The following is a 20639-nucleotide window of genomic DNA, read 5'->3' on the forward strand; positions in this document are numbered from 1 at the left end:
AGTACGCGTGACATTTTGTCACAACTTTTTAATTAACCATTGGTTAAGTTAGAAAGGGCGCACGGTGGATGCCTTGGCACTAGGAGCCGAAGAAGGACGGCACTAACACCGATATGCTTCGGGGAGCTGTAAGTGAGCTGTGATCCGGAGATTTCCGAATGGGGGAACCCACTACTTTTAATCGAGTAGTATCCATGTGTGAATCTATAGCACATGAGAAGGCAGACCCAGGGAACTGAAACATCTAAGTACCTGGAGGAAGAGAAAGCAAATGCGATTCCCTGAGTAGCGGCGAGCGAAACGGGATCAGCCCAAACCAAGAGGCTTGCCTCTTGGGGTTGTAGACACTCTATACGGAGTTACAAAAGGTAGGATTAGGCGAAGCGACCTGGAACGGTCCGCCGCAGTGGGTAACAGCCCCGTAGCCGAAAACCTTGCCCCTCCAGAGTGGATCCTGAGTACGGCGGAACACGTGAAATTCCGTCGGAATCTGGGAGGACCATCTCCCAAGGCTAAATACTTCCTAGTGACCGATAGTGAACCAGTACCGTGAGGGAAAGGTGAAAAGCACCCCGGAAGGGGAGTGAAATAGATCCTGAAACCGTGTGCCTACAAGTAGTCAAAGCCCGTTAATGGGTGATGGCGTGCCTTTTGTAGAATGAACCGGCGAGTTACGATTGCATGCAAGGTTAAGCTGAGAAGGCGGAGCCGCAGCGAAAGCGAGTCTGAATAGGGCGACAGAGTATGCAGTTGTAGACCCGAAACCAGGTGATCTACCCATGTCCAGGGTGAAGGTAAGGTAACACTTACTGGAGGCCCGAACCCACGCACGTTGAAAAGTGCGGGGATGAGGTGTGGGTAGCGGAGAAATTCCAATCGAACCTGGAGATAGCTGGTTCTCTCCGAAATAGCTTTAGGGCTAGCCTCAAGATAGAGAATCCTGGAGGTAGAGCACTGTTTGGACTAGGGGCCCATCCCGGGTTACCGAATTCAGACAAACTCCGAATGCCAGTGATTTATGCTTGGGAGTCAGACTGCGAGTGATAAGATCCGTAGTCAAGAGGGAAACAGCCCAGACCACCAGCTAAGGTCCCCAAATATCCGTTAAGTGGAAAAGGATGTGGCGTTGCTTAGACAACCAGGATGTTGGCTTAGAAGCAGCCATCATTTAAAGAGTGCGTAATAGCTCACTGGTCGAGTGACACTGCGCCGAAAATGTACCGGGGCTAAACGGATTACCGAAGCTGTGGATGGATCTCGTAAGAGATCCGTGGTAGGAGAGCGTTCTAAGGGCGTTGAAGTCAGACCGGAAGGACTGGTGGAGCGCTTAGAAGTGAGAATGCCGGTATGAGTAACGAAAGACGGGTGAGAATCCCGTCCACCGAATGCCTAAGGTTTCCTGAGGAAGGCTCGTCCGCTCAGGGTTAGTCGGGACCTAAGTCGAGGCCGATAGGCGTAGACGATGGACAACAGGTTGATATTCCTGTACCACTCCCCGCCGTTTGAGCAATGGGGGGACGCAGAAGGATAAGGTGAGCGTGCCGTTGGTTGTGCACGTCCAAGCAGTGAGGCGTGGAATGAGGCAAATCCCATTCCTGATACGTTGAGCTGTGATGGCAAGAGACTGAGTCTCAGAGTCCCTGATTTCACACTGCCAAGAAAAGCCTCTAGCGAGGCGGGAGGTGCCCGTACCGCAAACCGACACAGGTAGGCGAGAAGAGAATTCTAAGGTGAGCGAGTGAACTCTCGTTAAGGAACTCGGCAAAATGACCCCGTAACTTCGGGAGAAGGGGTGCTCTGGTAGGTGTATAGCCCGAGAGAGCCGCAGTGAATAGGCCCAGGCGACTGTTTAGCAAAAACACAGGTCTCTGCAAAACCGTAAGGTGACGTATAGGGGCTGACGCCTGCCCGGTGCTGGAAGGTTAAGAGGAGTGCTTAGCGCAAGCGAAGGTGCGAATTGAAGCCCCAGTAAACGGCGGCCGTAACTATAACGGTCCTAAGGTAGCGAAATTCCTTGTCGGGTAAGTTCCGACCCGCACGAAAGGCGTAACGATCTGGGCACTGTCTCAACGAGAGACTCGGTGAAATTATAGTACCTGTGAAGATGCAGGTTACCCGCGACAGGACGGAAAGACCCCGTGGAGCTTTACTGTAGCCTGATATTGAATTTTGGTGCAACTTGTACAGGATAGGTAGGAGCCTTAGAGCCCGGAGCGCCAGCTTCGGAGGAGGCGTCGGTGGGATACTACCCTGGTTGTATTGAAATTCTAACCCACAAGCCTGATCGGCTTGGGAGACAGTGTCAGGCGGGCAGTTTGACTGGGGCGGTCGCCTCCTAAAGAGTAACGGAGGCGCCCAAAGGTTCCCTCAGAATGGTTGGAAATCATTCGCAGAGTGTAAAGGCAGAAGGGAGCTTGACTGCGAGACGTACATGTCGAGCAGGGTCGAAAGACGGGCTTAGTGATCCGGTGGTTCCGCATGGAAGGGCCATCGCTCAACGGATAAAAGCTACCCCGGGGATAACAGGCTTATCTCCCCCAAGAGTCCACATCGACGGGGAGGTTTGGCACCTCGATGTCGGCTCATCGCATCCTGGGGCTGTAGTCGGTCCCAAGGGTTGGGCTGTTCGCCCATTAAAGCGGTACGCGAGCTGGGTTCAGAACGTCGTGAGACAGTTCGGTCCCTATCCGTCGCGGGCGCAGGAAATTTGAGAGGAGCTGTCCTTAGTACGAGAGGACCGGGATGGACACACCGCTGGTGTACCAGTTGTTCTGCCAAGGGCATCGCTGGGTAGCTATGTGTGGCCGGGATAAGTGCTGAAAGCATCTAAGCACGAAGCCCCCCTCAAGATGAGATTTCCCATTGCGCAAGCAAGTAAGATCCCTCAAAGACGATGAGGTAGATAGGTTCGAGTGGAAGCGTGGCGACATGTGCAGCTGACGAATACTAATCGATCGAGGACTTAACCAAAACCATGTACACGAAGACTTGCCCGTTCCAATGTCGTTTATCCAGTTTTGAGTGAACAAGCACTCAACCAAATAGTCCAGTGATGATGGCAAAGAGGCCACACCCGTTCCCATCCCGAACACGGCAGTTAAGCTCTTTTGCGCCGATGGTAGTTGGGGGTTTCCCCCTGTGAGAGTAGGACGTCGCTGGACCATGAAAGAAAGTCGTTACCGATTCCGGTAACGGCTTTTTTTGTGTTAAAAAACAGTAAACCTAACCTAAAGTATGCAAAGCGACCACTATTCAGCCAATGAATTTTTCTGGTAGAACTTTTAATAATAGAAGAAATACGAATATCCACATACTTATGATTAATTATTCTAAATTTTTTTTCTTTTAGTAGTTTCTTGACACACCATATGGACGCTGATAACCTTAACAATAATATTTAAAGGAAGCAGGAGGCGCGTTTATTTATGTGGGAGTCAAAATTTGTAAAAGAAGGCTTAACGTTTGATGATGTATTACTTGTACCAGCTCATTCGGAGGTATTACCAAAAGACATTGATTTAGCAGTTGAATTAACACCAACTCTTAAATTGAAAATTCCAGTAATCAGTGCAGGCATGGATACCGTAACAGAAGCGAAGATGGCGATTGCTATGGCTCGTCAAGGCGGGCTAGGAATTGTTCATAAAAATATGAGTATTGAAGAACAAGCTGAACAGGTCGTGACTGTAAAACGCTCAGAGAACGGCGTAATTACAGATCCTTTCTTTTTGACTCCTGAACATCAAGTATATGATGCTGAACATTTAATGGGGAAATATCGAATTTCAGGTGTTCCAATTGTAAACAATGAAGATGAGCTAAAACTTGTCGGAATTATTACGAACCGTGATTTGCGCTTTATTCAAGATTACTCTTTGAAAATTAATGACGTAATGACTAAAGAGCAATTAGTTACTGCTCCGGTCGGAACAACATTAGAAGATGCTGAAAAGATTTTACAGCAATACAAGATTGAGAAATTACCAATCGTTGATAGCGAAGGCGTCTTAAAAGGATTAATCACAATTAAAGATATTGAAAAAGTGATTGAATTTCCGAATGCTGCAAAAGACAGCCATGGTCGCTTGCTCGTAGGTGCGGCTGTAGGTGTAACTTCAGATACAATGAAGCGTGTTGAGAAATTAGTAAAAGCTTCAGTAGACGTTGTGGTATTAGATACAGCTCATGGTCATTCAGAAGGCGTTTTAGGCATGGTTAGACAAATTCGTGCAACGTATCCGGAATTATCAATTATCGCTGGAAACGTAGCTACTGCTGAAGGCACAAAGGCATTGATCGAAGCTGGTGCGGATGTAGTTAAAGTTGGTATCGGACCTGGTTCTATTTGTACGACACGTGTCGTAGCAGGTGTTGGGGTTCCTCAAATAACAGCTGTGTATGACTGTGCAACAGAAGCTCGTAAACACGGCAAAGCAGTCATTGCTGATGGTGGAATCAAGTATTCTGGAGACATCATCAAAGCATTAGCAGCTGGTGGACATGTGGTCATGTTAGGTAGCTTGTTAGCTGGTACAACTGAGAGTCCTGGAGACACAGAAATTTTCCAAGGTCGTCGTTTTAAAACGTATCGTGGAATGGGATCAATTGCTTCGATGGAAAAAGGTTCGAAAGACCGTTATTTCCAAGACGATGCAAAAAAACTAGTTCCAGAAGGTATTGAAGGCCGCATGCCGTACAAAGGACCTTTATCTGATACGATTCACCAACTACTAGGTGGCATTCGTGCAGGAATGGGTTATTGCGGAACAAAAGATTTACAGGTTTTACGGGAAGAAGCACAATTCATTCGTATGACTGGAGCCGGCTTACGTGAAAGCCATCCTCACGATGTGCAAATCACAAAAGAATCTCCAAACTATTCGATTTAACAAACTAAAAGCACTTGATTCATCATCTTTATTGGTGAATCGAGTGCTTTTTTGATGTTTTTGTATTTGAGTCTAATGAATATGCTAAAATAGCATGTGGAAACTTATAGATGGAGGTATTTAAACAAGTGAGAAATTTGGTAAATAAAGGACTATTGATAGCGTTACTAGCTGTATTTATGATAACTGGAATTACTCCGCAACAAGTAAATGCTGAGGAGTCGTTAACGATAATGGCAGAAGCTGCAATTTTAGTAGACGCTGAAAGTGGTAAAATTTTATATGAAAAAAATGCTGAAAAACCTTTAGGGGTTGCCAGTATGACAAAAATGATGACCGAGTATTTATTGTTTGAAGCGATTGAAGAAGGCAAGGTTGCATGGGATCAGGAGTATCAAGTAACGGATTATACTTATCAAATTTCTCAAGACATGCGCTTGAGCAATGTACCGTTCCGCGAAGACGGATCTTATACGATTAAAGAAATGTATGAAGCAATGGCCATATTCTCTGCCAATGCTGCAACAATTGGCATTGCTGAAACCATTGCCGGCACAGAAAGTGAATTTGTTGAGCTAATGAATGAAAAAGCCAAAGAAATGGGCTTAGAAAAAACAACTTTCGTCAATTCAACGGGTCTTAGTAATTCAAGTTTGATGGGGATGCATCCAGAAGGTACGAAAGAAACAGATGAAAACATTATGCCAGCACGTGCAGTTGCTAAATTGACGAAAATTTTATTGGATGATTATCCAGAAGTATTAGAAACGACGAAAATTCCATTAAAAATGTTTCGTGAAGGCACGTCTGACGAAACTCGTATGGAAAACTGGAATTCAATGCTCCCAGGGTTGATTTATGAATACGAAGGTGTCGACGGATTAAAAACCGGCAGCACTGATTTTGCGGGGTATTCGTTTGCAGGAACAGCCAAACGTGACGATACACGGTTTATCGCAGTAGTAATGGGAGCCTTAGATAGCGAAGGAGCTGGGTCTTATAAAGCACGGTTTGATGCAACTCGTGTGTTATTCGACTACGGTTTTGATGAATTTACGAAAGAAGAGCTTATTCCTGCAGGCTATCAGTTTAAAGAACAAGGCACGTTAGAAGTTGAAAAAGGTGTAGAAGAAAAGGTTGCGATCGCAGTAAAAGAGCCTGTAACAATGATGATTCGGACAGCCGAAAAAGAATTGTACCAACCGGAACTAGTATTAGATGATGCGGTTGTTGAAAATGGCAAGTTAGAAGCTGAAGTAGAAAAAGATTTAGTCGTAGGAGCTATTCAGTTTACCAAAACCGAAGGAACGGAATATGGTTATTTAAGTGGTAATGAAACCAACATCGAAGTTGCCACAACTGAATCTGTAAAACGTGCAAACTGGGTATCTTTATCGTTCCGTAGTGCAGGAGAATTTTTGTCTTCTTTATGGGATGATGCGGGCACTTTTGTAAAAGAGTTATTTTAATAGGAAAGCCGTTCATCTTTTAAGATGAACGGCTTTTTTTACTGAATTTCCCAACAAGACATCAATTCAGTAATTCCCGTATGAATTTCCTCTTCTGCCAAACCACCAAATCCAAGGACAATTTTTGGGAAGTCACTGTCTTTTTTGTGAACATCATAGGATTGTAAGCCAGTGACGCGAATCCCAACTTGTTTTGCGCGTTGTACCAATTCGCTTTCGCTCAATGGGGTTTGGATAGTCAAAACAATATGCATCCCTGCTTGTTCACCAGAAACTGTTACTGCTGGAGCAAATGGAGTGAGAGATAAACTAAGGCGTTTTATTTTCTTTTGGTATAACTTACGCATGCGATTCAAATGACGTGCGAAATGACCATCTTTCATAAATTTGGCGACCATGTGTTGATCGTGTCTCGGTACGGACGAAGAGTAATGTCGAAATGTCTGCTGATACGCAGGCAACAATCGTTTAGGCAATACCATATAAGCAAGGCGCAAAGAAGGCATAAGCGATTTAGAAAAAGTACTAATGTAAATGACGCGGTCACTCAAATCCATACTTTGAAGAGCAGGGATAGGCTGACTAGTATAACGGAACTCACTGTCATAATCGTCTTCAATAATATACCGTTCGGATTTCGCTGCTGCCCAGTTCAGTAGCTGTGCCCGTTTTGTAGCACTTAATACGGAGCCGGATGGAAATTGGTGTGAAGGAGTTACATAAGCCACATCCACGACAGATGCTTCTAGTTGGCTAATATTCAATCCGTCCTGTTCTAAGTCAATGGGAATTGCTTGACGATCGTGATGATTGAAAATGCTATGTGTTAGAGCGTAACCAGGGTTTTCGTAGCCATAAACCAATTTTTTATCGAGTAGTCGAATCAATAAAGGCAATAATTGTTCTGTTCCTGAACCAATGACGATTTGATCTGGCTGACAAACCACACCACGCGATTGATACAAATAGCGAGTGATTTCTTGACGTAAGACGTCATCTCCTTGAGGATGCCCAGATAATAATAATTCATGATTGGAATCATCTAAAATATCACGTGTTAATTTCCGCCAAGTTAAAAAAGGAAAAGACTGCGTATCAATACTGCCAGAGTTGAAATCTATTTTATACGAAACAGGTTCTTCTACAACCGGTTCATCATGCGGCATATCCAAATAGGCGAGTTCTTCAACCGGCTGGGCATAAAATCCTTTGCGTGGTCGTGATTCTATAAATCCTTCAGCTACTAGTTGAGCGTAAGCGAGTTCTACAGTTGTTTGACTAATTTGTAGGTAGTCGGCTAATTTTCGCTTACTTGGTAATTTAGTGTCGACAAGTATTTTACCTTCGATAATGGCTTTTTTTATTTCACGATAAAGCTGCTTATATAAAGGGGTTTGTGATTGTTTTTGAAGCTGAAACATCAGCATATCCATGTGAACTCCTCCAACTGACCTTATTGAAATGATTATAACTGAGTCTTTTTATATGGTCAATCTCTATTATACTGAATTTATCAACAAATTAGGAGGAATTCACAAATGACTGAGCAAGGAACAGATCGTGTAAAAAGAGGAATGGCTGAAATGCAAAAAGGTGGCGTGATCATGGATGTGGTCAACGCAGAACAAGCACGTATTGCAGAAGCTGCAGGAGCTACTGCTGTTATGGCACTTGAACGAGTGCCTTCTGATATTCGTAGAGATGGCGGAGTCGCACGTATGGCAGATCCACGCATCACAGAAGAAGTAATGAAAGCAGTATCGATTCCAGTGATGGCAAAAGCACGTATTGGTCATATTGTAGAAGCTCGTATTTTAGAAGCGATGGGTGTCGATTATATTGATGAAAGCGAAGTGTTGACACCGGCCGATGAAGAGTTTCATTTATTGAAAAACCAATACACCGTTCCTTTTGTTTGTGGGTGTCGGAACTTAGGGGAAGCGGCTCGTCGAATTGGTGAAGGTGCTTCAATGCTACGGACAAAAGGCGAACCGGGCACAGGAAATATTGTTGAAGCCGTCCGTCATTTACGACAAGTAAATGCAGAAATCCGCAAAGTGGTCGCAATGAGCGAAGATGAATTAATGACAGAAGCACGTAACTTAGGAGCTTCTTATGAATTTTTAAAAGAAGTTAAAAGTTTAGGGCGTTTGCCAGTAGTTAATTTTGCAGCTGGCGGGATTGCTACACCTGCAGACGCAGCATTAATGATGGAATTAGGAGCAGATGGTGTGTTTGTTGGGTCTGGTATTTTCAAATCAGACAACCCAGAGCGATTTGCACGGGCGATTGTTGAAGCGACGACGCATTACCAAGATTACAAATTGATCGCTGAGTTATCAAAAGACCTTGGCATTGCGATGAAGGGCATTGAAATTTCAACCATTGCTGCAGGCGAACGTATGCAAGAGCGAGGCTGGTAAGATGAAACGAGTGGGGGTTCTTGCGTTGCAAGGAGCTGTTCGTGAGCATATTAAGTCGGTTCAAGCGTGCGGAGCGGAAGCGATTGCTGTTAAGTGGCCGAAAGACCTTGAAAATTTAGATGGGTTAATCTTACCAGGTGGGGAAAGCACAACGATGCGCCGTTTAATTGATCGCTACGGCTTGATGGAACCACTTCGTGAGTTTGCCCAAACAGGAAAACCGATGTTTGGCACATGTGCGGGATTGATACTACTTGCTGAAACAGTCGTTGGTAACCAAGATGCACATTTAGGTGTGATGGATGTTACCGTTGAACGAAATTCATTTGGTCGACAAGTGGATAGTTTTGAAGCACCGCTTGAGATTAGAGGTATTGATGGAGCTTTTGAAGCGGTCTTTATCCGAGCGCCGCATATTGTCAGTGTCGGAGCAGAAGCTGAGGTGTTGTGTGTGCATAATGACAAAATTGTGATGGCGAGAGATGGCCAATTTCTCGGCTGTTCCTTCCATCCCGAATTGACAGATGATCACCGCATCACCGATTATTTTTTAAGCATGATTCAAGACAAGTCAGACCTTCTCTTGCCAAACCCATCAACTTATAGTAAAGTATGATTAATTTAAAAGACGAAACGTTGATGGGAAATAGTAAAATGAATGTTTTTCCAAAGAGAGCCGGTGGTTGGTGCGAACCGGTGAAAAACACATTTGAATCCACCCCGGAGTTGCATGGCGAAAAAAGCCATTGCCGGTTTTAATGCCGTTATGTGATGAAGAGGATTGGCTTTTGCCGATCAATCAGGGTGGCAACGCGGGTAGCTCTCGTCCCTTTACCAAGGGACGGGGGCTATTTTTGTTGTCTTTTTTTGTTATTAAAACTTGAGGAGGAAACGGTATGTTAGATATTCGTTTTGTACGTGCCAATTTTGAAGAAGTAAAAGCAAAACTTGCAAAGCGCGGAGAAGATATTTCTGTGCTTGATGATTTTGAAGGATTAGATGTAAAACGTCGTGAACTAATTGCACAAACAGAAAAATTAAAGGCAGAGCGTAACGAGGCATCTCAAAATATTGCAGCGATGAAACGTGCAAAAGAAAATGCGGACGAAGCCATTACAAAAATGCGTGAAGTCGGCGATCAAATTAAAGTGATTGATGAAGAGTTAAAAGCTGTAGAAGAAAGCTTAAACTATATTATGATGCGTGTTCCAAATATTCCGCATGATAGTGTTCCATTTGGCGATTCTGAAGATGATAATGAAGAAATTCGCACATGGGGCGATAAGCCAGCGTTTGATTTTGAAGTTAAGCCACATTGGGATTTGGGAACGGATTTAAACATCATTGATTTTGAACGTGCAGCGAAAGTAACAGGCAGCCGTTTTGTCTTTTACCGCGGACTAGGCGCTCGCTTAGAACGCGCATTGATCAATTTTATGATGGACCTTCACCAAGAAGAGCATGGTTATGAAGAAATGTTGCCGCCTTATATGGTTAACCGTGAGAGCTTAACGGGTACTGGTCAATTGCCGAAGTTTGAAGAAGATGCATTCTTGATCGAAAAAGAAGATTATTTCCTTATTCCAACTTCGGAAGTACCGGTAACCAACTTCTACCGTGATGAAATTTTAACGGCAGATATGTTGCCACAAGCCTTTGCTTCTTACAGCTCAAATTTCCGCTCTGAAGCGGGTTCTGCAGGCCGTGACACACGCGGGTTAATCAGACAACACCAATTCAATAAAGTCGAGCTAGTACGCTTTGTAAAGCCAGAGGATTCTTATGACGAACTTGAAAAATTGACTGGTCACGCGGAGAAAGTACTTCAGCTTTTAGGACTGCCATACCGCGTATTGAAGATGTGTACAGCTGATCTTGGATTTACAGCTGCAAAAAAATACGACATCGAAGTATGGATCCCGAGCCAAGAAACATACCGTGAAATATCTTCTTGCAGTAATTTTGAAGATTTCCAAGCAAGACGTGCCAATATTAAATTCCGTCGTGAAGCAACAGGTAAGCCAGAATTTGTCCATACATTAAACGGCAGTGGACTAGCCATTGGTCGTACTGTGGCAGCTTTGCTTGAAAACTGTCAGCAAAAAGACGGTTCAATCAACATTCCAGAAGTATTGCAGCCTTATATGGGTGGCAAAAAGACCATTGGATAATATTTCAAAAAAAGCGCAAAAGCACTTGCTTTTGCGCTTTTTTATGTGGAAAAGAGGGTAGTGAAAAGGTAAAGAGTGAGGCAGAAAGGAGTAATTACGATGGACAACCTAAACTTTCGCTATATCGAGACGAACGGCATCACACTACATACGGCCATAGCTGGTCCAGAAGACGGCCCTTTAGTTGTTTTGTTGCACGGCTTTCCAGAATTTTGGTTTGGTTGGAAAAATCAAATTCAGCCCTTGGCGGAAAAAGGCTACCGAGTAGTGGCACCTGATCAACGTGGCTATAACTTGAGTGATAAGCCTGAAGGAATCAATCATTACACCATTGATTATTTACGAGATGATGTGATTGGGATTATTGAATTTTTTCATAAAAAGAAAGCGATTATTATTGGTCATGATTGGGGTGGTGCAGTGGCTTGGCATTTAGCAGCTACGCGTCCAGAATATGTCGAGAAATTGATCGTGTTGAACATTCCTCACCCACGGGCAATGCCACGGGTGTTAATGAAAAATCCATTGCAATGGATGAAAAGCTCTTATATTGCGTTTTTCCAATTGCCAAACTTGCCTGAGAAAGCTCTCGGAATGCGAGAGTTTAAAGTTATGCAGCGGGGCATTGAAAAATCTAGCAATCCAGCTGCTTTTTCAACATCCGAAATTGCCCAATATAAAACGGCGTGGTCGCAGTCAGATGCACTGACGGCGATGCTTAACTGGTACCGAGCTATCCGAAAAGGCAGCTTTAAGCAACTGGCTGAATCAAAAATCAACGTACCGGTCCGAATTATTTGGGGAGTAGGCGATCAGTTTTTGTCACCCATGCTAGCAAAAGAGAGTATGTCTTTTTGTAAAGAAGTCAATTTGGCATTTGTCGGAGAAGCGACGCATTGGATTCAGCACGAACAACCAGAAATCGTCAATCACTTGATCGATCAGTTTATTAACGAATAAAAAACGGAAAACCCTTATAGTTGGGTTTTCCGTTTTTGTTTTTTTAGTTCTCGCAAATTCCGAAAAAACTGTGTTAATAATTGACCACATTCGTCAGCGAGCACATTTTCGGTTACTTGGCACTGATGATTAAAACGATCATCGTTTAGCAACCGATATAAAGAATCGACACAGCCGGCTTTGGCATCACGCGCTCCATAAACAATATGGGGAATGCGGGATTGTAAAATAGCACCCGCACACATCGGACAAGGCTCTAACGTAACGTAAAGCTTTGTGTCTTCAAGTCGCCAATTATCGAGGTGCAGACAAGCTTGTTGAATGGCTAACAATTCAGCGTGTGTGACAGCGTTGTTTGTCGTTTCACGTAAATTATGTGCTCGTGCAATCACTTCGTCGTTATAGACGATCACAGCGCCAATCGGAACTTCGCCTTTGGCAGCTGCTTTATTGGCTTCTTCGATCGCCAATTGCATATAAAAATGATCTTTTTCCATTCCGTTCATGATGCATCGCTCCTTGAATCTAGTGTAGCATTTTCTCTTCAAGAAAAGAGTCGTGCAGACAAAAAACCCAGAACAACGTAGAATAGAGGGACCAGATACTAAACGGTGAGGAGTGATATAAGAATGAAACAACACAAAAAAGAAAAGAAACTCCACTTTATTCTGCGGTATATCTTTATCTTTATAGGGGCAACAATGGCTGCAGCTGCGATTGAGTTGTTTTTAGTTCCTAACTCAATTATTGATGGGGGCATTATTGGGATTTCGTTAATATTGAACTATTTAACTGTTATTCCTTTTGGTGTGTTAATCGTAGCGATCAATTTACCATTCCTTTATTTTGGATATAAACATATCGGCCGGAACTTTTTCATTTCTTCTATTTTTGCGATTGTCTCATTAGCATTGATAGAAATTCCTATGCACCACATTGAACCTTTTGTAGATGACCCACTTTTAGCGACAGTCTTCGGCGGTTTGTTGCTCGGTGTTGGTGTTGGACTCGTTATTCGTAATGGTGGTGCACTGGATGGCACAGAAATTCTCGGAATTTTATTGACCAAAAAATTACCATTTTCAATCGGTGAATTTGTGATGTTTTTCAATGTCTTTATCTTTGGATGGGCTGCTTTTGTTCTCGGACTCGAGCAGGCAATGTATTCGGTTTTGACTTATTATATTGCCTCTAAAACCATTGACGTAGTCATACAAGGTCTTGATGATACGAAAGCGGTGTTGATCGTATCAGAAGAATACGAAGAAGTCGGATCTGCTATTAATGATCGCCTTGGTCGAAGTTTTACAAAACTCCATGGTCAAGGAGGCTATTTGAATACCCCTAAGGATGTTATTTACGTAGTCGTGACTCGTCTGGAGCTAACAAAACTCAAACAAATTGTTGCTGATGTTGATTCGAAAGCCTTTTTAACTATTATGGCCACCCAAGAAGTTCATGGTGCGACTTTTAAAGTACCTATTCATTGATCCAATTGCGGACTTTTCACTCTACTTTTCATAGGGAGGGTGTGTTAAAATAAATGGCATTGCAATTTACTTGAATCGAAAAAGGAGGACTTCGCATGCCGGTTCCATTCATCACGGTAGAAGGTCCGATTGGTGTAGGTAAGACTTCGCTAACCAAAGCGCTCGCCAATCAAAATCAATTTCAGCTATTAAAAGAAATTGTTGACGAAAACCCGTTTTTAAATAAATTCTACGAAGATATAGAAGAGTGGAGCTTCCAGACAGAGATGTTCTTTTTATGCAATCGCTACAAGCAACTAGCCGATATCCAAAAAAAGTTCATTTCCAATCACGAACCTGTGGTTGCGGATTACCATATCTTTAAAAACCTTATTTTTGCGAAGCGTACCTTGCCAACGGCTGAATACGCTAAGTACGAAGCTATCTATAAAATTTTAACAGTAGATATGCCGAAGCCGAATATGGTGATTTACTTGCATGCAAGTCTAGATACGTTAATGAAACGCATCAAATTGCGTGGGCGTGAGTTTGAACAAATGATTACCCCAGAATACATGGAACAGTTAGCTGCTGATTATCATGAGTTTATCGAACGCTTTGAACGAGAGCATCCGGAAATTCCTGTTTTGCGTTTTAATGGGGATGAAATCGATTTTGTTCAAAACAATGGCGACTTGCAACTGATCTTGGACAAAGTAGACGGAACTTTACAGAAGAGGAGTTTGACCTTATGAATTTACGCGAAAAATACGGCATTCCACAAAATGCAGTAATTACAATAGCCGGCACAGTAGGTGTGGGAAAATCCACCATGACAAAAGCGTTGGCAGATGCATTGCAATTCCGCACATCGTTTGAAAATGTTGATACGAACCCATATTTAGATTTGTTTTATGAAGATTTTGAGAAGTGGAGTTTCCATTTACAAATTTATTTCCTGGCTGAACGTTTTAAAGAACAGAAACGGATGTTTGAATATGGTGGTGGGTTTATCCAAGACCGTTCCATCTATGAAGATACCGGGATTTTTGCGAAAATGCATTGGGATAAAGGCACGATGAACAAAGTGGACTACGAAACGTACACGAATTTGTTTGAAGCAATGGTGATGACACCTTATTTCCCACATCCAGATTTGTTGATTTACTTGGAAGGATCGATTGAAGATATTCTTTCACGTATACAAGAACGCGGACGTGCTATGGAACAGCAAACGCCAGTGGATTACTGGTTGGAAATGCATCAGCGCTATGAAAGCTGGATCAATTCGTTTAACGGTTGTCCGGTATTGCGATTAAACATCAACGATTACGATTTAATGAAGAACCCAGAGTGTTCGGAACAAATTGTTGAACGCATTGGTGATTTTATGCAACAAACTTCTATTCTTCGCAAATAAACAAACCCCTTGAGTTTTTGCTCAAGGGGTTTTAACTATTTCCCGGGAAATATAAAAAGAGACATAAAAAACCCGGAAGGCGAGAGCCTTCCGGGTTGCTATATCGAAGTTATGTATAAGTTAAATTAAAAATGGAGGAGGAAGAGGGATTCGAACCCCCGCGGGATTTGACTCCCCTGTCGGTTTTCAAGACCGATCCCTTCAGCCAAACTTGGGTATTCCTCCGTGTAAGACAAGAATTAATTTATCATGGATGAATAATAACTGTCAACAGTTTTTGATGTTTTTTTAAATTTATTTTAAAAAACCTTATTGGGTGTGCAAAAGAACAGTATCAATAACAAGTTTAGAAAATAAATCTGTCTTTCTTGAATTGGGAGTACGAAGCCAAAGTATTTAACATTAGAAAGTGGAAATTGAACAAAGTACTGACTTGAACTCTAGGAATAAAAAGAAATTCTCACTAAATGATGGTTACGGATTGATTTTTCGAAGATTAATTCGTATACTAGTAAATGCCGTGCTAGGTGGGAAGATAGCGGTGTCCTGTAACCTGCAATCCGCTTTAGCAGGACTGAATTCCTTTCTGAGGCTGTTTGTATGTAAGGTCTGCCTCTTGCACGTAGTGTTGACATCTGGGTCCTGCGCAATGGGATCCCATGAACCATGTCAGGTCCGGAAGGAAGCAGCATTAAGTGGAACATTCCATGTGCCGCGGGATCGCCTAGATCGAGCCAACGACAAGGGTAACGCTTATGTACAGCAGTCGAAGAAAGGTGCACGGCAAAAATTCGTAATTTCAAACCTGTCCGCTCTCGTAGCGGGCAGGTTTTTTTATTTTCTGAGTTGCAGAATCGTCACGTGAATCGTAGGGAATCGTTCAGAAAAACCTGTCTTTTATGGTATAATGACAGGACGAAAAACAGATTCTTCAAAAGGAGAGAACAAGTTGGCGTATCAAGCTTTTTACCGTGTTTACAGACCTCAGTCCTTTTCTGAAATGACAGGTCAAACGCATGTCAAACAAACCCTTCAAAATGCTCTCCTTTACAATAAGACAACACATGCTTATTTGTTCTCGGGACCAAGAGGGACAGGGAAAACCAGTGCCGCTAAAATATTCGCAAAAGCGTTAAACTGCGAACAAGCTCCAACGGCGGAACCTTGTAATGAATGTACTTCTTGCAGAAGCATTAATGAAGGATCTAATACCGACGTGATTGAATTCGATGCGGCTTCCAATTCTCGAGTAGAAGAGATGCGGGAAATCATTGAAAAAGTTCGGTTTTCACCGGCCAACTCACGTTTTAAAATTTATATTATCGATGAAGTGCACATGTTATCAAATAGCGCCTTTAACGCGTTGTTGAAAACATTAGAAGAACCACCAGAACATGTGGTCTTCATCTTAGCGACAACAGAACCTCACAAACTGCCATTGACGATTATTTCTCGCTGTCAGCGCTTTGATTTTAAATCCCATACGCAAGTGGACATTGTTTCCCGTATGGTAGAAGTGTTAATAGATGCAGATATTCCTTATAACGAACAAGTGCTTAAAATTATTGCACAAGCTGCAGCAGGTGGAATGCGTGATGCCCTGAGTTTACTAGACCAAGTTGTCTCGTTTAGTGGAGATGAAATGACGGTTGAAGACGCATTACTCGTAACAGGTTCTGTGAGTCAAGATGTCTTTTACGGCATCGCAGAAGCGTTACTCGCCAAAGACATCGGTCAAGCTTTAACGTTATTGGAACAATTGGTGCGAGACGGCAAAGATCCTGTGCGATTAGTTGAAGATTTCATTACTTTCTTCCGTGATTTGCTATTGATTCAAACAGCACCTGATCTCCATGACATGTTAGAGTTGGCAGCGCACGAACCACGTTTTGAAGAGTTGGCTAATCGATTCGAGCCGTCAACGCTTTATAACTGGATTGAAATTTTATCGAAAACGCAGCAAGAAATGCGCTTTTCAAACCATACCAAAATTTACATGGAAACAGCTTTGCTGAAAATGGCACAAGCAGACGTTCCGGCACAAAGCGCGGCTTCAGCTGCATCACCTGAACTAGAAGCAAAAGTGATCCAGTTGGAAAATTTGGTGCGTGAATTGCAGCAGCAAGTGAAAAATGGAGCAGGAGGCGGCGCACAAGCAGCGCCGACTGAGCAGAAAAAACGTCAACGCGTACAAAGTAGCTTTAAAATACCAACTGGACGCATTCAAGATGTTTTAAGAAATGCGACAAAAGCAGATATTCAAGCAATTAAAACCAATTGGGCAACTGTCATGAATCAATTGCAGCGGTCACATTCGGCTTTATTGAATGATGCGGAGCCAGTAGCGGCATCGGCGGATGCATTTGTGTTAAAATTCAAGTATGATATTCATTGCCAGATGGCTTCTGAAAACCAAACCTTTGCTGCGACATTCAGCCAGTTGCTGGAGCAGTATGCGGGCAAAGCATATACACCGGTTTTCGTACCAGATGCCAGTTGGCTGAAAATCCGTGAAGAATTTATTAAACAGAGCGGGTTAAAGTCAGGCACTGAAGAAAAGCAGTCAGAGTCTGAAGAAGAAAATCCGTTTTCGGGTGATGGGGCAGTAGCGGAAGAAGATCCGTTTATCTCAGAAGCCGAGCGTCTTTTCGGAAAAGACTTTGTCGAAGTTCATGATGATTAAAATGAAAATTCTAAGGAGGAACTAATTATGCGCGGTGGAGGAAATATGCAAGGCATGATGAAACAAATGCAAAAAATGCAAAAAGAAATGGCAGTGGCTCAAGAAGAGCTTGGAACATTAAAGTTTGAAGGATCAGCAGGAGGCGGTATGGTCAAAGTTACTGTATCCGGTCATAAAGAAGTATTGGATATCGTTCTTGATCCAACAGTAGTGGACCCAGAAGATGTTGAAATGTTACAAGATCTTTTAGTTGTTGCGACAAACGAAGCGTTTAAAAAAGCGGATGAACATGCGAATTCCACAATGGGGAAATTCACGAAGGGCTTAAATCTCCCGGGCATGTTCTAGGAGGTAAACTAGATGCATTATCCAGAACCCATTTCGAAATTAATGGAGAGTTTTATGAAATTGCCAGGAATCGGGCCAAAAACAGCGGCCCGTCTGGCGTTTTTTGTTCTTGGCATGAAAGAGGATACAGTGCTTGATTTTGCAAAGGCATTAGTCGATGCAAAGCGAAACTTAAGCTTTTGTTCGGTTTGCGGCCATATTACCGATGTGGATCCTTGTCATATTTGTCAAGACCAACAACGGGACCGTACGACAATTTGTGTAGTGCAAGATCCGAAAGATGTTATTGCGATGGAAAAGATGCGTGATTACAAAGGCTTGTATCATGTTTTGCAAGGAGCGATTTCTCCAATGGATGGAGTTGGCCCTGAAGACATCAATGTGCCATCTTTACTGAAACGCCTTCAAGATGAAGAGGTAGAAGAGTTGATCTTAGCTACCAACCCGACAATTGAAGGAGAAGCAACAGCCATGTACATTTCTCGTCTCGTAAGACCGTCTGGAATTAGAACAACTCGAATTGCCCACGGACTTCCAGTAGGTGGAGATTTAGAGTATGCCGATGAAGTGACGTTGTCGAAAGCGTTAGAAGGTCGAAGAGAGCTTTAATAGTAAAGTACCTATTTTAAACTTCCGTGAAATTGGAAAATATTCTGACATATTATGTTTTGGCTATAATTGTTAGAGAAGTAGTTTATCTAGTATATATAGAGAGAAAAAGAAGTTGGGTTAAAACGGCTTTTTATAAGTGATTAAAACAACTTCTTTTTTTAGCTCTTATATAGAAGGAAACCGCAGTCTATTGATTAATGTTTTATAAATATAATTTTATTTACCAAAAGTGTTGACAGTCTGAAGTATATGCTTTAGTATCATAGGAGTCGTCAAGAACGACACAATAACTTGAAACAAACTGAACCTTGAAAACTGAACAGCAAAACGTCAACAAACAGCAACGGCCGCGCAAAACGGCCCGCGCAAAACTTACTGATCAGCGTTATGCAGATCAAAGCGAATCGTGCGTCTTCGGACGGCGATACGCCAGCAGTATTGAGCAATCAACACTACTCTATAATGGAGAGTTTGATCCTGGCTCAGGACGAACGCTGGCGGCGTGCCTAATACATGCAAGTCGAGCGGAACCAGAGGAGCTTGCTCCTTCTGGTTTAGCGGCGGACGGGTGAGTAACACGTGGGCAACCTGCCCTGCAGATCGGGATAACTCCGGGAAACCGGTGCTAATACCGAATAGTTTGCGGCCTCTCCTGAGGCTGCACGGAAAGACGGTTTCGGCTGTCACTGCAGGATGGGCCCGCGGCGCATTAGCTAGTTGGTGGGGTAATGGCCTACCAAGGCGACGATGCGTAGCCGACCTGAGAGGGTGATCGGCCACACTGGGACTGAGACACGGCCCAGACTCCTACGGGAGGCAGCAGTAGGGAATCTTCCGCAATGGACGAAAGTCTGACGGAGCAACGCCGCGTGAGTGACGAAGGTTTTCGGATCGTAAAACTCTGTTGTGAGGGAAGAACAAGTACCAACTAACTACTGGTACCTTGACGGTACCTCACCAGAAAGCCACGGCTAACTACGTGCCAGCAGCCGCGGTAATACGTAGGTGGCAAGCGTTGTCCGGAATTATTGGGCGTAAAGCGCGCGCAGGCGGTCCTTTAAGTCTGATGTGAAAGCCCACGGCTCAACCGTGGAGGGTCATTGGAAACTGGAGGACTTGAGTGCAGAAGAGGAAAGTGGAATTCCATGTGTAGCGGTGAAATGCGTAGAGATGTGGAGGAACACCAGTGGCGAAGGCGACTTTCTGGTCTGTAACTGACGCTGAGGCGCGAAAGCGTGGGGAGCAAACAGGATTAGATACCCTGGTAGTCCACGCCGTAAACGATGAGTGCTAAGTGTTAGGGGGTTTCCGCCCCTTAGTGCTGCAGCTAACGCATTAAGCACTCCGCCTGGGGAGTACGGCCGCAAGGCTGAAACTCAAAGGAATTGACGGGGGCCCGCACAAGCGGTGGAGCATGTGGTTTAATTCGAAGCAACGCGAAGAACCTTACCAGGTCTTGACATCCCACTGCCCGGTGTAGAGATACGCTTTTCCCTTCGGGGACAGTGGTGACAGGTGGTGCATGGTTGTCGTCAGCTCGTGTCGTGAGATGTTGGGTTAAGTCCCGCAACGAGCGCAACCCTTGATCTTAGTTGCCAGCATTCAGTTGGGCACTCTAAGGTGACTGCCGGTGACAAACCGGAGGAAGGTGGGGATGACGTCAAATCATCATGCCCCTTATGACCTGGGCTACACACGTGCTACAATGGACGGTACAAAGGGTTGCCAACCCGCGAGGGGGAGCCAATCCCATAAAACCGTTCTCAGTTCGGATTGTAGGCTGCAACTCGCCTGCATGAAGCCGGAATCGCTAGTAATCGTGGATCAGCATGCCACGGTGAATACGTTCCCGGGCCTTGTACACACCGCCCGTCACACCACGAGAGTTTGTAACACCCGAAGTCGGTGAGGTAACCCTTGTGGAGCCAGCCGCCGAAGGTGGGACAGATGATTGGGGTGAAGTCGTAACAAGGTAGCCGTATCGGAAGGTGCGGCTGGATCACCTCCTTTCTAAGGATAAATTCGGAACCGGGCGCCTAGCGCTCCGGGGTTGACGTTTTGCGTTCAGTTTTGAAGGTTCACCTTCAGGCGGCAACGCCTTTTTTTGTGACTTTCAACAACTTGTTCTTTGAAAACTGGATAAAACGACATTGAAACAAATGCAAGAAATTCAAGTACGCGTGACATTTTGTCAC

14 protein-coding genes, 1 tRNA gene, 3 rRNA genes, 1 other RNA gene and 1 other annotated feature are annotated in these 20639 nt (G+C 43.8%); of the genes, 16 read left to right on the forward strand and 3 right to left on the reverse strand.

Annotated features, from left to right (window positions below; translation table 11 throughout):
* Positions 1-41 precede the first annotated feature (41 nt).
* From BCM40_RS00135 to BCM40_RS00150, 4 genes are all read left to right on the forward strand, one after another.
* Positions 42-2970, forward strand: a 23S ribosomal RNA gene (locus tag BCM40_RS00135).
* 75 nt (positions 2971-3045) lie between these two features.
* A 5S ribosomal RNA gene (rrf, locus tag BCM40_RS00140) occupies positions 3046-3161 on the forward strand.
* Positions 3162-3425: 264 nt separating this feature from the next.
* Complete coding sequence (gene guaB / locus BCM40_RS00145; RefSeq protein WP_065524962.1) at positions 3426-4889, forward strand: IMP dehydrogenase; 1464 nt, start codon at positions 3426-3428, stop codon at positions 4887-4889.
* A 110-nt stretch (positions 4890-4999) separates the two neighbouring features.
* Entirely contained in the window at positions 5000-6358 is a 1359-nt protein-coding gene (locus BCM40_RS00150; RefSeq protein ID WP_065524961.1) for a serine hydrolase, read from the forward strand.
* A gap of 38 nt (positions 6359-6396) precedes the next feature.
* Here the strand turns inward: BCM40_RS00150 and pdxR are convergent, their stop codons facing one another.
* Positions 6397-7791, reverse strand: a complete 1395-nt coding sequence (gene pdxR, locus BCM40_RS00155; RefSeq protein ID WP_065524960.1) for a MocR-like pyridoxine biosynthesis transcription factor PdxR — start codon at positions 7789-7791, stop codon at positions 6397-6399.
* A 105-nt stretch (positions 7792-7896) separates the two neighbouring features.
* Here pdxR and pdxS point away from each other — a divergent pair, with 105 nt between their 5' ends.
* The 4 genes from pdxS (at position 7897) to BCM40_RS00175 (ending at position 11912) form a co-directional block, all read left to right on the forward strand.
* Positions 7897-8781, forward strand: coding sequence for a pyridoxal 5'-phosphate synthase lyase subunit PdxS (gene pdxS, locus BCM40_RS00160; RefSeq protein ID WP_008431888.1), 885 nt, complete (start codon positions 7897-7899; stop codon positions 8779-8781).
* A gap of 1 nt (position 8782) precedes the next feature.
* The gene (gene pdxT, locus BCM40_RS00165; protein ID WP_065524959.1) at positions 8783-9397 is read left to right on the forward strand and encodes a pyridoxal 5'-phosphate synthase glutaminase subunit PdxT; all 615 of its coding nucleotides are present in this window, start codon (positions 8783-8785) and stop codon (positions 9395-9397) included.
* 11 nt (positions 9398-9408) lie between these two features.
* Positions 9409-9615 (forward strand) — a binding site (T-box leader).
* A 62-nt stretch (positions 9616-9677) separates the two neighbouring features.
* Positions 9678-10952 carry a serine--tRNA ligase gene (gene serS, locus BCM40_RS00170; protein WP_065527634.1) on the forward strand — a complete coding sequence of 425 codons (1275 nt, stop codon included), beginning with the start codon at positions 9678-9680 and terminating at the stop codon, positions 10950-10952.
* 99 nt (positions 10953-11051) lie between these two features.
* Positions 11052-11912 (forward strand): alpha/beta fold hydrolase, encoded by an 861-nt coding sequence (locus BCM40_RS00175; protein ID WP_065524958.1) that lies wholly within the window; start codon positions 11052-11054, stop codon positions 11910-11912.
* A gap of 14 nt (positions 11913-11926) precedes the next feature.
* Here the strand turns inward: BCM40_RS00175 and tadA are convergent, their stop codons facing one another.
* Positions 11927-12418 carry a tRNA adenosine(34) deaminase TadA gene (tadA, locus tag BCM40_RS00180; RefSeq protein ID WP_156851238.1) on the reverse strand — a complete coding sequence of 164 codons (492 nt, stop codon included), beginning with the start codon at positions 12416-12418 and terminating at the stop codon, positions 11927-11929.
* A gap of 123 nt (positions 12419-12541) precedes the next feature.
* Here tadA and BCM40_RS00185 point away from each other — a divergent pair, with 123 nt between their 5' ends.
* The 3 genes from BCM40_RS00185 to BCM40_RS00195 all read left to right on the forward strand — a co-directional run bounded on the left by BCM40_RS00185 (position 12542) and on the right by BCM40_RS00195 (position 14801).
* Positions 12542-13402 carry a YitT family protein gene (locus BCM40_RS00185; RefSeq protein WP_065527633.1) on the forward strand — a complete coding sequence of 287 codons (861 nt, stop codon included), beginning with the start codon at positions 12542-12544 and terminating at the stop codon, positions 13400-13402.
* 95 nt (positions 13403-13497) lie between these two features.
* Positions 13498-14136: a deoxynucleoside kinase gene (locus tag BCM40_RS00190; RefSeq protein ID WP_065527632.1), complete on the forward strand. Its 639-nt coding sequence runs from the start codon at positions 13498-13500 to the stop codon at positions 14134-14136.
* Positions 14133-14801 carry a deoxynucleoside kinase gene (locus BCM40_RS00195; protein ID WP_008429152.1) on the forward strand — a complete coding sequence of 223 codons (669 nt, stop codon included), beginning with the start codon at positions 14133-14135 and terminating at the stop codon, positions 14799-14801. The genes BCM40_RS00190 and BCM40_RS00195 overlap by 4 nt, the downstream gene beginning before the upstream one ends.
* Positions 14802-14933: 132 nt before the next feature.
* Here the strand turns inward: BCM40_RS00195 and BCM40_RS00200 are convergent.
* Positions 14934-15026: transfer RNA gene (locus tag BCM40_RS00200), tRNA-Ser, on the reverse strand.
* Positions 15027-15319: 293 nt separating this feature from the next.
* Between BCM40_RS00200 and ffs the strand changes: the two genes are divergently transcribed.
* The 5 genes from ffs to BCM40_RS00225 all read left to right on the forward strand — a co-directional run bounded on the left by ffs (position 15320) and on the right by BCM40_RS00225 (position 20454).
* Positions 15320-15585: signal recognition particle sRNA large type (gene ffs, locus BCM40_RS00205), an RNA gene on the forward strand.
* A gap of 165 nt (positions 15586-15750) precedes the next feature.
* Positions 15751-17484, forward strand: a complete 1734-nt coding sequence (dnaX, locus tag BCM40_RS00210) for a DNA polymerase III subunit gamma/tau (protein WP_065527631.1) — start codon at positions 15751-15753, stop codon at positions 17482-17484.
* 27 nt (positions 17485-17511) lie between these two features.
* On the forward strand, positions 17512-17832 hold the full coding sequence (locus BCM40_RS00215) for a YbaB/EbfC family nucleoid-associated protein (RefSeq protein ID WP_008429155.1): 321 nt from the start codon (positions 17512-17514) through the stop codon (positions 17830-17832).
* A gap of 12 nt (positions 17833-17844) precedes the next feature.
* The gene (recR, locus tag BCM40_RS00220; RefSeq protein WP_065527630.1) at positions 17845-18441 is read left to right on the forward strand and encodes a recombination mediator RecR; all 597 of its coding nucleotides are present in this window, start codon (positions 17845-17847) and stop codon (positions 18439-18441) included.
* A 462-nt stretch (positions 18442-18903) separates the two neighbouring features.
* Positions 18904-20454: ribosomal RNA gene (locus BCM40_RS00225) — 16S ribosomal RNA — on the forward strand.
* The last annotated feature ends 185 nt before the right edge of the window (positions 20455-20639 follow it).

Source organism: Planococcus donghaensis (assembly GCF_001687665.2).
In the GTDB taxonomy this organism is placed as follows: Bacteria; Bacillota; Bacilli; order Bacillales_A; family Planococcaceae; genus Planococcus; species Planococcus donghaensis.